Raw genomic sequence first — 13,358 nt, 5'->3', positions numbered from 1 at the left:
CTAATTATCGATTAAGCCACATTGAGCTTGATTCAGTAGTAAATGATCAGCAAGTACTAGAGCTACCATAGCATCAACCATAGGAACTGCTCTTGGAAGAACGCATGGATCATGTCTCCCTTTCGCTTTCATCAAAACTTCTTTTCCTTCAGCATTTACTGTTTTCTGTTCTTTACCGATAGTTGCTGTAGGTTTAAAAGCTATCTTCATCTCAATATTTTCGCCATTACTTATTCCGCCCTGTATACCGCCTGAATTATTAGATATTGTTCTTAACTTCCTAATATCATCAGATTTAATGAAGGCGTCATTATGTTCGCTTCCTTTTAAATAAGTTCCAGAGAAACCCGAACCTATTTCAAAGCCTTTCGTAGCAGGCAAAGACATCAAAGCCTTCGCTAAATCAGCTTCTAATTTATCAAAAACAGGCATTCCAAGACCAGAAGGGACATTTCTAACTAGACATTCAATAACACCGCCACAAGAGTCTCCTTGACGCTTTAATTCCTTAATTCTCTCGATCATTTCTGCTGATACCTGTTCATCAGGACATCTAACAATATTAGAATCTATTTTGTTGAGAGAAATCTTTTCTTTATCTATATCAGAATCTATATCATGTATACGCTTTACCCAAGATAGTATTTCAGTGTTACAGAAGTTTTTTAATAATTGTTTTGCTACAGCACCAGCAGCTACTCGCCCAATTGTTTCTCTTGCAGATGCTCTTCCACCACCAGAACTTGCTTGAATTCCATATTTCAGATGATATGTACCATCTGCATGAGAAGGTCTAAATACTTGCTCCAAATTATCATAATCTCCTGGTCTTTGATCCTTGTTTCTTACCAACATCGCTATTGGAGTTCCAAGTGTTAAGCCTTCCTTTATCCCACTTAATATTTCAATTTTATCTTCTTCATTTCTGGGTGTTGTAATGTCACTCTGGCCAGGTCTGCGCCTATCTAATTCATTTTGTATCAGATTTATATCTATTTTTAACTTAGGTGGACATCCATCAAGGATAACTCCTACTGCACCACCATGTGATTCTCCAAAAGTACTAACACGAAAAATTTTACCAAAACTACTACTCATAGAAATATGAAATGTTTTATCTATATATAAACATTATATGAAACCAATTGAAAATTAAACAAAAAAAAGCCCCCAAAAAGGGGGCTAGTAAGTTTAAGAACTTTAAGCTTAACCGATAGCTGGAGCTGAAAGAGCTACTGTTGTAGACTCAGCTGCTGCTAGATCAAGTGGGAAGTTGTGAGCGTTACGCTCGTGCATTACTTCCATACCTAGGTTTGCTCTGTTAAGAACGTCACCCCATGTAGGAACAATCTTACCGTTTGCATCAACAACTGACTGGTTGAAGTTGAAACCGTTAAGGTTGAATGCCATTGTGCAGATACCCATTGAAGTTAACCATACACAAACAACTGGGAATACAGCTAGGAAGAAGTGAAGACTTCTGCTGTTGTTGAAACTTGCATATTGGAAGATCAAACGACCGAAGTAGCCATGAGCTGCAACGATGTTGTATGTTTCTTCTTCTTGTCCAAACTTGTAACCATAGTTCTGAGACTCTGTCTCAGTTGTTTCTCTTATTAGAGATGAAGTAACAAGTGAACCGTGCATAGCTGAGAATAAAGATCCTCCGAACATACCAGCAACACCAGCCATGTGGAATGGGTGCATAAGAATGTTGTGCTCTGCCTGGAAAACAAACATGAAGTTGAATGTTCCAGAGATACCTAGAGGCATTCCGTCAGAGAATGAACCTTGACCGAATGGATATACAAGGAATACTGCGAAAGCTGCTGAAACTGGTGCAGAGTATGCAACACAGATCCAAGGACGCATACCTAAACGGTATGAAAGCTCCCACTGTCTTCCCATGTATGCTGAGATACCGATTAGGAAGTGGAAAATTACAAGCTGGTAAGGACCACCGTTGTATAACCACTCATCTACAGTAGCTGCTTCCCAAATTGGGTAGAAGTGTAGACCAATAGCGTTAGATGAAGGAACAACTGCACCTGAGATGATGTTGTTTCCGTATAGGAATGAACCAGCAACTGGCTCTCTAATTCCGTCGATGTCTACTGGTGGTGCTGCGATGAATGCAACGATGAAGCAAGCCGCTGCTGTAAGAAGGCATGGAATCATTAAGACGCCGAACCAACCAACATAAATTCTGTTGTTAGTTGATGTTACCCACTCACAAAACTGTGGCCAACCTTTTAACAGCGAAGAACGCTGCTGCTGAATAGTTGTCATGAGTTCGTAAAGTATGTCTCTAAAGTGAGACGTGTAAATAAAAACGGAAATAAAATTCCGCTTTGAAGATTTTAGACCAAAATCGCTAAAAATGTGTAAATATTTTTTCTTTAAGTAAACTTATTTTTTGGAAAACAGGAGAAAATAACTTCCATGTCTTAAGATTTTCTTTGTTATTGAGGATTCAACTTGGTAATAATCGAATGGTTACTTAATGGAAAAAGATCTAGAGAGGTAGTTTCCTTAAGAGAGGCTAAGCATAGAAGACTGCAATTAGAGGCTTTTGGAGCTGTTATATATTGGAGTGAAAGAATTTAAGTTTTTAAAGTTTAAAAATTAGAAAAAAAAATTAAAGCATTAAATATTAAATAAACTTATCTATACAATAAAAAATCCTTATTAGTTTTCAACGATTTATTGTTCCGGTTTCTTAATTTAAAAACATTCAAACTCTTGAACCCATTGTTTTTTGGAACAAATTACTTCTTTTTTTGTGTAGCTCATGGCAATTTTTTTTTCCTTATAAGCAACTTCTCCAATAAAAACTGGCCAAATCAATTGGTCCCGTTCATATTTGTGGATTATTCCTTGGCTATCCAGAAATAATGGATCTCCTTTTTTAATCATTTTCCAATCTTGGTTTATTCTCTCAGGATGAATAATGCCATCAATATCTCCCTTTTCATCTCTTGGATAATCTATACTCCCTTGATGAACGTGAACCACTAAATCCTTTGGAAGTTCTATAAGTTTATTTTTTAATTTTTCTATCTCTTCCCTTAGGGAGCTAATTATTAGAGAGAATCTATTTATAATATTTTGATCATAAAAATTTTGTGCGACAGCTCCTATTTCAATAACTAAACCACATGGCCAAGCTTCTACAAGAAAGCCTGTTTGGGATTTATCTTTTTCGTGCAAATAAATAGGCAATCCAAATTTGTTCTGCAGTAATGCAGCTAAACAAAAATCTTTAGATCTCCTCCCATACATAACAATGCTTGTTCCCATATTTGCAGTAGTAGTGTGCAAATCAATTGCAATTTGACAGGGTTTAGATCCGTCAATTCCAAATTCATCTACTAAAAAATTAGCTCTATTAATTTCATAAAAGCTATTATTATGTTTATCAAAATTCTCACTTTCTTTAAAAGATCTATTTAAATCTACATCTATATATCTGCAACCTTTTTCATAGGCAGCAGGATTACCTATGATGTACTCATACTTAATACCATTATTTAAACTATTTTCCTTCCTATTAAATTGCTTAACAGCCCAAACAGGATTAATTTCATTCCCATGAGTGCCTGAAACGATAAGTATTCTCTGAACATTCATTTTTTCTTTGAAAATAAAATTTTATGCAAAATAAATACCTTATAAAGGCCTCCAGAAAATTCTGGTTTTGGTTTTGGACCCAATTAATGAATGGCTTCGCGCCATCAGATTTACATGGTAATTATAAAAGACCTAAAGGTATAACCATTAATGGTGAATACGATATTAATAATGAGAATGGACAAATTTATTTATTAGTAGGTCATTCTTGTCCATGGTGTCAAAGAACTTTACTTGTACACGAAATAAAAGATTTATCTAAAAAAGTTAAAGTAATTTTTTTAAAGGCAGATGTTGAGCATTGCGAATGGATTTTCAATACAAAGATTAAGGGATGCATAAGACTTTCAGACCTTTACAAAAAAGCTAATAAAAAGATTATTTTTAGAGCGACATTACCTCTTTTAATTAGCTTTGTAAAAGATGAAGTAAATATTCTGTCTAATGAAAGTTCAGAGATTATAAGACTACTCAATTCAATAAAAAGTGAATCGAAATATAAGGTATTAAGTATTAAAGATGGTAATCAAAAATTTTTAGATTTAATTAATAAAAGCATTAATGATGGCGTATATAAATGTGGTTTCGCCAGAAACCAGTTAGCTTACGAAAAAGCAAGTAAAAAGCTTTTCGCAGCTATAAATGAAATTGAAAATTTATTACAGAAAAATAAAGGGGGCTGGATATTTGGAGAAGAGTTAACCTACGCAGATATTTACCTTTTTCCAACTCTTATAAGATGGGAATTGATATATAGCAAACTTTTCAAATGTACTGAAGAAGAATTATCAAGTTTTGAAAAGATTATTGAATGGAGATTAAAATTCTTTAAATTATCTAACGTAAATAGGACATGCTTCGACAATGAATGGAAAAAAGATTACTACAAAGCTTTATTCCCTTTAAACCCAAACCAAATAATCCCAGTTTTACCTTCGCTAATGGAAATAATGAAAGTAGAGACCTAAAAAAATAAATAAATCAATTTCAAAAAAAAATGATGTTGTAATGAACACTTATTTAGTTCATAGATAATGCAATTTCATTAGAAATTAACTATGTTATGTATGTCTACTAAAGTACGAAAAGCTTAAAATGAAATCCATTGACGAACACATCCAAAAAGATCAATCGGAAATCGAATCTGCAAAAGCAGAGGGCAATCTTCCAAAGGTCAGACATTTAACTGAAGAGCTAAAAGAACTCGAAGAGTATAAGGATCATCATCCAGATGATAAACATGACCCTAATGCTTTGGAACTATTCTGCGATGCCAACCCGGACGAACCAGAATGTCTTGTTTATGATGATTAAGTTTTCTTTTGATAGATAATGGACAATAAAAAAGGGCTCTAAAAGCCCTTTTTTTTATTTATTAATTCTATTTAGTAATCTCTATTAAAGTCGGATGGACTTCCTGTAAGTGAACATACGACCGACTCTTCATTTTTCATTTCCTTGACTTCTACAATTGGTCTTCCCATTTTCTTCAATACCTCAATATCTTGAATGGTTTGACATCTAGCTATTATTTTTCCTTGTTGATCAAAGCAAGTATAGAAATTCATATTTTGTTTAAAGAGGTATCTTATTTATGACTAATTTTCATTATTAAATCAAGTGTTTTTTTTTACAAAAAAATTTTAAATTTAACTTAGATCCTTTTCCATACTTCAGAAAGCAGTGAAGATAAACCTTTTTTTAAAGATGAAGAAATAACTAAAACTTTCTTTTTAGATAAATCTTCTAACTTTTTTGAAATTATTTTCAAATAATCATCATCTACCAGCTCCATTTTATTCAATACTATTATCCTCTCTTTATCTAAAAGACCTTTTCCATATTTTTTTAATTCCTGCTCAATTATCTCAAAATCATGTAAAGGATTTTCTGCAATTGCATCAATTAAGTGAACAAGTATCTTCGTTCTTTGGATATGCCTTAAAAAATCATGGCCTAAACCTACTCCATCAGCTGCCCCTGATATTAATCCAGGAATATCCGCAAAAAGGCAACCATTCCCGTCAATTTTTCTTACTACACCTAAGTTAGGTATTAGAGTTGTGAAAGGATAATTTGCGATTTTTGGACGGGCAGATGATACAACAGAAATCAAGGTACTTTTCCCAGCATTTGGAAGGCCTATAATCCCAACCTCTGCAAGAAGTTTTAGTTCTAATTGAACCTCCCATATCTCACCATCTTTTCCTTCAGTGAATGATTCTGGGGCTCTATTTTGATTACTTAAATAGTAAGCATTACCATGTCCACCTCTTCCTCCAATGGCAATAGTTAAACTCTGTTTATGTTTAGTTAAGTCTCCTAAAATAATGCCGGTTTTAATATCCCTTATTTCTGTACCGCAGGGTACCTTAAGTATTGTATCCTCACCTGAAGCACCTGATCTCTTATTAGGACCTCCTTTGCATCCATCTTCAGCAATTATTTCACGTTTGAATTTGAAATCTAATAATGTTTGAAGATTATTATCAGCCATCAAAATAACTGAACCCCCTCTGCCACCATTTCCCCCCGAAGGCCCTCCAGCAGGAACGAATTTTTCTCTTCTAAATGAAACTATTCCATTTCCACCTTTTCCAGCTTTAAGAATAATGTTTGCTTGATCAATAAATTGCACTTAATACGTTTATTAAATTTTTTTCTAGGTATTTTAAATTTTATTTTATCCACGCAATACTGCAACCAGGACCACCCTCGTTGTTGGCTGCATCTTCAATCTTATCAACATAATTTAAACCTGATAACCAATTTCTTAGTCCTTTTTTTAATTTCCCTGTACCAATTCCATGAACAATCCATAACGGTCCATGAAATTTTCTAATTTTCTCCTCAATAATTATTTCGGCTTCATGAACTCTTAACCCTCTTACGTCTATTGTATTTTTACTCGTTCTAATTTTAGAAAAAGAAAAATCTTCTCTTGTAGACTCGATTTCAATTTTTGAACTTTTGAAATTAGGCTTTTCTCCATTAATACCTTCAAAGTCATTTACAGATAATGTGCTTCTAAATGAACCACATTTAATTTCATAGAAACCACCTTTTTTATCAAAATCTACAATTTGTCCCTTACTATTTAGACTTTTAATCTTTACAAAATCGCCTATCTGAGGATCCCATGATATTGACTTTTCAGATTTTTTTTGGGTTAAATGTTCCGTCTCAATTTCCTTTAATCTTTTTCCAATAATTCTCGTATCCTCTCCATTAACATTTTTATCTCTTAATTTTTTAATCAAATCTATCACCTCTTTTTTAGCGGATATGATATGTTTTGATAATTTAGACCTCTCAATTTCCTGGATTTTTTGAGCATTTATTTTTTGATATTCATAATTTCTCTTCAATTCATCATGTAATATTTCAGTCCTTGCAATCAATTCTGCAGCAGCTTCTGCAGAATTTTGTTGTTTAATCCTCTCTTCCTCAAGTCCTTTAATAATACTGTTAATATTGTCAACTTCTTTTGGCTTTAGATAATTTGCAGCTTCATTGAGTATGCTTTCATCGAGACCAATTCTCTTTGAAATTGACAAAGCATTACTTCTCCCAGGAATACCCCAGTTAAGTATATATTTTGGCTTCAAAGATTCTTCATCAAAGGCAACTGATACGTTTTCAAATCTTGAGTCGTTATATTTTAAAGCCTTAATATCTCCATAATGTGTAGTTGCCAAAGTGATATCAGATTTATTTGCAAATTCTTTTAATAAAGCCATCGCAAGGGCACTTCCTTCAAGAGGATCTGTGCCAGATCCAATCTCATCTAACAAAACAACTGATAATCCTTTCTTATCATCAAGTGAATCTAATATCTCTTTTATGCGAGATATATGCCCACTAAAGGTAGATAAATTTTCTTCTAATGATTGATTATCCCCTATATCCACATATATATTTGGACAAAAAGGGATAATAGGATTATTAGTTGAAGGTATCAATAATCCTGCTCTAGCCATAAGTAAAGACAAGCCCAAACCTTTTAAAGCTGCTGTTTTACCTCCAGTATTTGGACCTGTAATAGCTACAACCTTAATATTTCTATTTATATAAAAATCGACAGCTACTGGTGGGGGAGCTCCTTTTTTCTTATGTTCCCAAATCAATAATGGATGAGAAAAACCAATTAAAGAAATAATAGGATTTTTCTCAAATGTAGGAGTTTTACCTCCAATCCATTTCGAATATCTTGAACGAGTTAGGGCATTTTCTAGTCTTAATAAAATGGATGCCATTTCAATAAGATTTTTTGAATTATCACTAACAACCTGAGACCATTGCTTAAGTAATTTAAATTCTTCTGCTGTGATCCTAGCCTCTAAAGAAGCAATCTTATTACCTTTAGTTACTACACTTTCAGGCTCAAAATATACTGTATTTCCTGAAGATGAAGAGTCATGAATTATTCCTTTAAATTTATCTACATAATTAACTTTCACTGCTAAAACAGGCCTTCCATATCGATCTCCAATAGTAGTATCTTGCAAATAAGCTAAATTCTTTTGAATAAATTTCTCAACTAATATTTTTCTTTCAAGTTTCTTAGATAAAAATTCTTTTCTAAGAATAGATAGTTCATTACTAGCATTGTCTGAAATCCTTCCATTCGATTCAATGCCTTTTTTAAAAATCGTTTCGATATTCTGATGGTCAGTTAAATTTTTTGTGAATGATGAAATATAAGGCCTTTGTTCAAAATCTATTAAGATTTTTTTTAAATTTCTTGCTGCAGCAATTGTTTTCGCTATTTCTAACAATTCAGAAGATGAAATTACACCTCCCTTCGAACAAATTTCAATATTTCTACTAATATCAAAAACACCAGAAAAACTAATTGATTTATCTAAATTTTTTTCTAGCTCATTAATTTCAACAGTTTCATTCAAAAGTTTTTTAGATGCCTCGTATTCTGAAGGTATAACAAAACTTAAAATTGATCGTTTACCCATTTCCGTTGAGGCGAATGAAGATAAATGAGTTTTTAATGAATCCCACTCTAAAAGGTTTATAGATTCTTCTTCTAAGGTGTTATCTGAATATGATTTTTTAGAATAACTTTTCTCTTGCATACAAAAAAAAGAATCAAACATTCGATTGAATCCCTTCAGGAGGAACATAAAGCATCTCAAGCCAGTTTCCTTCAGTATCCTTCATATAAAAAGATGCTGTTCCATCTCTATGCTCATGTAAAGGACCAACTTTTACACCAGAATTTTTTAAATCATTTTGAATATTTTCCACTTCTTTTTTATTTTCAAAATGAAAAGCAAAGTGGGGTCCCGCAGCTTTATAGCTAGGGCCTAACAACGCAAGGCCATCTTTCCCTTTACCTGCCTCTAAATAAGACCAATCTTTATCATCCCAAACCAAATTCATACCCAGCTTAATATAAAAAGATTTCGCCCTTTCGAGATTCTCTACTCTAAGTGCAATGTGACCAATCCTATTTACTCCTTGTGAAAACTTCAAAACAAAGCAATTAATTTATTACTTATCTAAGAATAAACCAAATTTTTGTTAATAATGAGTTTTTAAGTATCCTGCAACCATTGAGATGCATCACAAGCATGATAAGTGAGTATTAATTTTGCTCCTGCTCTTTTAAAACTAAGCAATGTCTCTAAAACAATATCTTTTTCGTTAATCCAATTCTTCATAGCAGCAGACTTTACCATGGAATACTCCCCACTAACGTTGTATGCGGCTATGGGCTTATTTGAAAATGTGCTTAGTCTATAAACAATATCCAAATATGAAATTCCTGGTTTTACCATCAAAATATCAGCTCCTTCATACTGATCCAGTGCAGATTCAATTAAAGCTTCTTTTGAATTGGCAGGGTCCATTTGATATGTAGACTTATTGTCTGGAATTACTTTCTTACTATTTTCTCTAGGCGCCGAATCTAAAGCAGTTCTAAACGGACCATAATAAGCAGATGAATATTTAGCTGTATAACTAATAATACCTACATCACTAAATCCTTCACTATCAAGAGCAGTCCTAATTGCTCCAACTCTCCCATCCATCATGTCACTAGGGCCAATAAAATCTGCTCCAGCTCTAGCTTGAGTTAAAGCTTGTTTTTTTAAAATTTCAATCGTTTCATCATTCAATATTTTTCCAGTTTCATCAACTAAGCCATCATGTCCATCACACGAGTAAGGGTCCAAGGCAACATCTGTCATTATTGCCATTCCTGGAATCTCTTTTTTTAATATTCGAATAGCTTTAGGTATTAAACCATCCTCATTAAAACATTCTGCTCCATCTTCAGTCTTTAAGCTATCGATAATTTTTGGGAAAAGAACCACACATCTAATTCCCAATTCCCATGCCCTAGTAACCTCCTTCAATAAACCATTAATATCCCATCTGTAAATTCCGGGCATTGCGGAAATTTCCTCTTTAAAATCTTTTTCATGAATAAATAATGGATAGATAAAGTCCGATGCCGCCAAATGGTTTTCTCTAACCATTTCTCTAATTGCCTCAGTTCTTCTTAATCTTCTTGGACGAATAATCGAATTCATTTGAATATTATTAAATTGAAAAACATTTATCTAATACATTAATCGCTTGCCTCGCACATAAATCAATCAGAGACTACTTTTGTTCAGGAAAAGTAACTAAAATTTATTTAAAAAAAGCAAAAAAAGTTACAAAAATATTTTGCACAAACTTCATTTTTCACAAATGTACGTCATAAAGAGATAATATCTTTTAGTTAAGTATTTATTTAAAGGAGAGTATCTTTGAAAATAATTAATGGATTTCATCTAAAGAATGTAAGAGGAGATATTCTAGGAGGGATCACAGCCGCAGTGGTGGCTTTACCTCTCGCTCTTGCTTTTGGTAATGCTGCGTTAGGACCTGGCGGAGCAATTTATGGACTATATGGGGCAGTAGTAGTTGGTTTTTTAGCAGCATTGTTCGGTGGAACACCTGCTCAGGTTAGTGGACCTACCGGTCCAATGAGCGTAACTGTTGCTGGCGTAGTAGCAGGCTTAGCAGCAGTGGGGGTTCCAAGAGATCTCTCTGCAGGACAAATTTTACCTTTAGTGATGGCAGCGGTAGTCATTGGCGGCTTACTGCAAATATTATTTGGGATTCTAAAACTAGGAAAATATATTACTTTAGTTCCATATTCTGTTGTATCAGGATTTATGTCTGGTATTGGAGTCATAATCATTGCACTTCAGATTGGACCATTACTAGGTATTAGCACTCGTGGTGGGGTAGTCGAATCTTTATCTACTGTATTTTCAAATTTCCAGCCAAATGGTGCTGCTATTGGAGTGGCAATAATGACTCTAGGTATAGTATTTCTAACTCCTAGAAAAATAAGTCAATGGGTTCCTTCTCCTCTATTGGCCTTATTGATAGTAACTCCAATATCAATTTTAATTTTTGGAGACGGATCTATTGATAGAATTGGAGAAATTCCGAGGGGAGTTCCATCTTTAAATTTCCCAAGTTTTAATCAATATTTCCCAATTATTTTCAAGGCAGGATTAGTCCTAGCAGTCCTTGGCGCTATTGACTCCTTACTGACATCTCTAGTAGCAGACAATATCTCTCAAACAAAACATAATTCTGATAGAGAACTTATTGGTCAAGGAATAGGAAATGCTGTAGCAGGTCTGTTTTCAGGTTTACCTGGAGCAGGAGCAACCATGAGAACAGTTATAAATGTTAAATCTGGAGGATCAACTCCCATTTCTGGTATGGTTCACTCAGTTGTATTGTTGATAGTTTTAGTTGGTGCTGGACCTTTGGCTGAGCAAATACCAACTGCATTGCTAGCAGGAATTCTTATAAAAGTAGGCCTAGATATTATTGATTGGGGATTCTTGAGGAGGGCTCACAAATTATCTTTAAAAACATCAGTAGTAATGTACGGGGTACTTTTAATGACTGTTTTTTGGGATTTAATTTGGGCAGTTTTAGTCGGTGTATTCATAGCAAATATGCTCACTATTGATTCAATAACCGAAACTCAACTAGAAGGTATGGATGAGGATAATCCTTTATCAAAAAATGATCAAGTAAAAAATGCATTGCCTGCTGATGAAAAAGCACTTCTGGATAGATGTTCAGGAGAAGTAATGTTATTTAGACTAAAAGGACCACTTAGTTTTGGAGCAGCTAAAGGAATATCTGAAAGAATGATGCTTGTAAGAAACTACAAGGTTTTGATATTAGATATCACTGATGTACCAAGACTTGGAGTCACGGCTACTCTCGCAATAGAGGATATGATGCAAGAAGCAAAAAATAATTCCAGAAAAGCGTTTGTTGCTGGTGCAAATGAAAAAGTGAAAGATAGATTAGCTAAGTTTGGAGTTGAAGGGATTATTGAAACAAGAAAAGAAGCTTTAGAAACTGCTCTAAATGAAATAGCTTCGTAATTTATGGAAATAGATCCAATTCTGCAAAATGTATTAGCCCCGCCAGTTCTTTTCTTTTTGATTGGAGCAACATCAGTATTCTTTAAATCTGATTTAGAAATACCAGCTCCATTACCTAAACTTTTCTCCTTATATCTGCTCCTAGCTATTGGGTTCAAAGGAGGTATAGAGATACAGAAAAGTGGGTTTACAAATCAAGTATTGCCTACTTTAAGCGCTGCAATACTGATGTCACTAGTAATCCCTCTGATTGGATTTTTAATTTTAAGATTTAAGTTTGATGTCTTTAATTCAGCCGCAATAGCAGCAGCATACGGTTCGATTAGTGCTGTTACATTTATTTCCGCAGAAAGTTTTTTAGAAAGTCAAAAAATAGCTTTTGATGGGTTTATGGTTGGCGCCTTAGCTTTAATGGAATCTCCTGCAATCATTGTTGGATTATTACTTGTGAAATTTGCAGCTCCAAAAAATAGACCAAAATCAAGAAAAATGCATCTAAGCGCAATACTACACGAATCACTTTTGAATGGATCAGTTTATTTATTGCTTTCAAGCTTAATTGTGGGATTTCTGACTGCTTCCAGTAATCCCTCAGGAATTACAAAAATGGAGCCTTTTACTGGACAATTATTCTATGGAGCAGAATGCTTCTTCTTATTAGATATGGGAATAGTCGCTGCTCAAAGATTACCAAGATTGAAGAATGCGGGTTCGTTTTTGATTGGGTTTGCTATTTTCATGCCTCTATTTAATGCATTTATTGGTGTTTTCGTTGCAAGATTTTTATCTTTAGGACCTGGCAACGCACTTTTATTTGTGGTTTTATGTGCAAGCGCCTCTTATTTAGCAGTTCCTGCAGCTATGAGGATGACAGTTCCAGAAGCTAAATCTAGTTATTATATTTCAACTACACTAGGTCTAACTTTCCCATTCAATATAGTTCTTGGCATTCCAATATATATGAGTTTAGTAAATACCATTATTCCACTTTCCCCTCTATAAAAAATGAAAAGATTAGACTTAATATTTAGTGAAAGAGAACTAGATGCAATCATTAAAACATTAGAAAAAGCTAATGTTCCTGGATATACCGTTATGAAACACGCTACAGGCAGAGGTCCTGAAAGAGTTGTTACTGAAGATATGGAATTTACAGGATTGGGAGCAAATGCTCATGTAATTGTTTTTTGTGAGCAAGAATTGATAGATAAAATGAGAGATAACATCAGGGACGATTTAAGCTACTACGGAGGAGTAGCTTATATTTCTGAAGCAACACCCCTTTAAAAAAAATTA

Annotated in this window: 13 protein-coding genes; 5 read left to right on the top strand and 8 right to left on the bottom strand. The window is 33.9% G+C overall.

Features of this window, described 5'->3' with window-relative positions:
- The 3 genes from aroC to JJ844_04820 all read right to left on the bottom strand — a co-directional run bounded on the left by aroC (position 1) and on the right by JJ844_04820 (position 3,630).
- Positions 1-1,098 carry a chorismate synthase gene (aroC, locus tag JJ844_04830; protein ID MBO6975003.1) on the bottom strand — a complete coding sequence of 366 codons (1,098 nt, stop codon included), beginning with the start codon at positions 1,096-1,098 and terminating at the stop codon, positions 1-3.
- A 108-nt stretch (positions 1,099-1,206) separates the two neighbouring features.
- A complete protein-coding gene (psbA, locus tag JJ844_04825) occupies positions 1,207-2,289 on the bottom strand; it encodes a photosystem II q(b) protein (GenBank protein ID MBO6975002.1) in 1,083 nt (360 codons plus the stop codon).
- Between the two features lie 435 nt (positions 2,290-2,724).
- Positions 2,725-3,630 (bottom strand): aspartoacylase, encoded by a 906-nt coding sequence (locus JJ844_04820; protein MBO6975001.1) that lies wholly within the window; start codon positions 3,628-3,630, stop codon positions 2,725-2,727.
- A 23-nt stretch (positions 3,631-3,653) separates the two neighbouring features.
- Between JJ844_04820 and JJ844_04815 the strand changes: the two genes are divergently transcribed.
- Both JJ844_04815 and JJ844_04810 read left to right on the top strand, forming a co-directional pair.
- Entirely contained in the window at positions 3,654-4,598 is a 945-nt protein-coding gene (locus tag JJ844_04815; GenBank protein MBO6975000.1) for a glutathione S-transferase family protein, read from the top strand.
- Between the two features lie 127 nt (positions 4,599-4,725).
- Positions 4,726-4,944, top strand: coding sequence for a hypothetical protein (locus tag JJ844_04810; GenBank protein ID MBO6974999.1), 219 nt, complete (start codon positions 4,726-4,728; stop codon positions 4,942-4,944).
- Between the two features lie 71 nt (positions 4,945-5,015).
- Here JJ844_04810 and JJ844_04805 read toward each other — a convergent pair whose 3' ends face one another.
- The 5 genes from JJ844_04805 to hemB form a co-directional block, all read right to left on the bottom strand.
- Positions 5,016-5,198 (bottom strand): hypothetical protein, encoded by a 183-nt coding sequence (locus JJ844_04805; protein ID MBO6974998.1) that lies wholly within the window; start codon positions 5,196-5,198, stop codon positions 5,016-5,018.
- Positions 5,199-5,284: 86 nt separating this feature from the next.
- Positions 5,285-6,268 carry a GTPase ObgE gene (obgE, locus tag JJ844_04800; protein MBO6974997.1) on the bottom strand — a complete coding sequence of 328 codons (984 nt, stop codon included), beginning with the start codon at positions 6,266-6,268 and terminating at the stop codon, positions 5,285-5,287.
- A gap of 40 nt (positions 6,269-6,308) precedes the next feature.
- Entirely contained in the window at positions 6,309-8,720 is a 2,412-nt protein-coding gene (locus tag JJ844_04795; GenBank protein MBO6974996.1) for an endonuclease MutS2, read from the bottom strand.
- A 13-nt stretch (positions 8,721-8,733) separates the two neighbouring features.
- A complete protein-coding gene (locus JJ844_04790) occupies positions 8,734-9,120 on the bottom strand; it encodes a VOC family protein (protein MBO6974995.1) in 387 nt (128 codons plus the stop codon).
- A gap of 62 nt (positions 9,121-9,182) precedes the next feature.
- Entirely contained in the window at positions 9,183-10,184 is a 1,002-nt protein-coding gene (gene hemB / locus JJ844_04785) for a porphobilinogen synthase (protein MBO6974994.1), read from the bottom strand.
- A 222-nt stretch (positions 10,185-10,406) separates the two neighbouring features.
- On the opposite strand from hemB, the gene JJ844_04780 reads away from it, so the two are divergent.
- Genes JJ844_04780 through JJ844_04770 form a run of 3 tightly spaced genes read left to right on the top strand, consistent with a single transcriptional unit; the run spans position 10,407 to position 13,349 of the window.
- On the top strand, positions 10,407-12,062 hold the full coding sequence (locus JJ844_04780) for a SulP family inorganic anion transporter (GenBank protein ID MBO6974993.1): 1,656 nt from the start codon (positions 10,407-10,409) through the stop codon (positions 12,060-12,062).
- A 3-nt stretch (positions 12,063-12,065) separates the two neighbouring features.
- Positions 12,066-13,064 carry a sodium-dependent bicarbonate transport family permease gene (locus tag JJ844_04775; GenBank protein MBO6974992.1) on the top strand — a complete coding sequence of 333 codons (999 nt, stop codon included), beginning with the start codon at positions 12,066-12,068 and terminating at the stop codon, positions 13,062-13,064.
- Positions 13,065-13,067: 3 nt separating this feature from the next.
- On the top strand, positions 13,068-13,349 hold the full coding sequence (locus JJ844_04770; GenBank protein MBO6974991.1) for a transcriptional regulator: 282 nt from the start codon (positions 13,068-13,070) through the stop codon (positions 13,347-13,349).
- Positions 13,350-13,358: the final 9 nt, after the last annotated feature.

Origin of the sequence: Prochlorococcus marinus CUG1435 (assembly GCA_017644375.1) — a bacterium.
Classification (GTDB): domain Bacteria; phylum Cyanobacteriota; class Cyanobacteriia; order PCC-6307; family Cyanobiaceae; genus Prochlorococcus_A; species Prochlorococcus_A marinus_AH.
The sequence above is the reverse complement of the archived record's forward strand: the minus strand, read 5'-3'. Positions and strand labels throughout refer to the sequence as shown.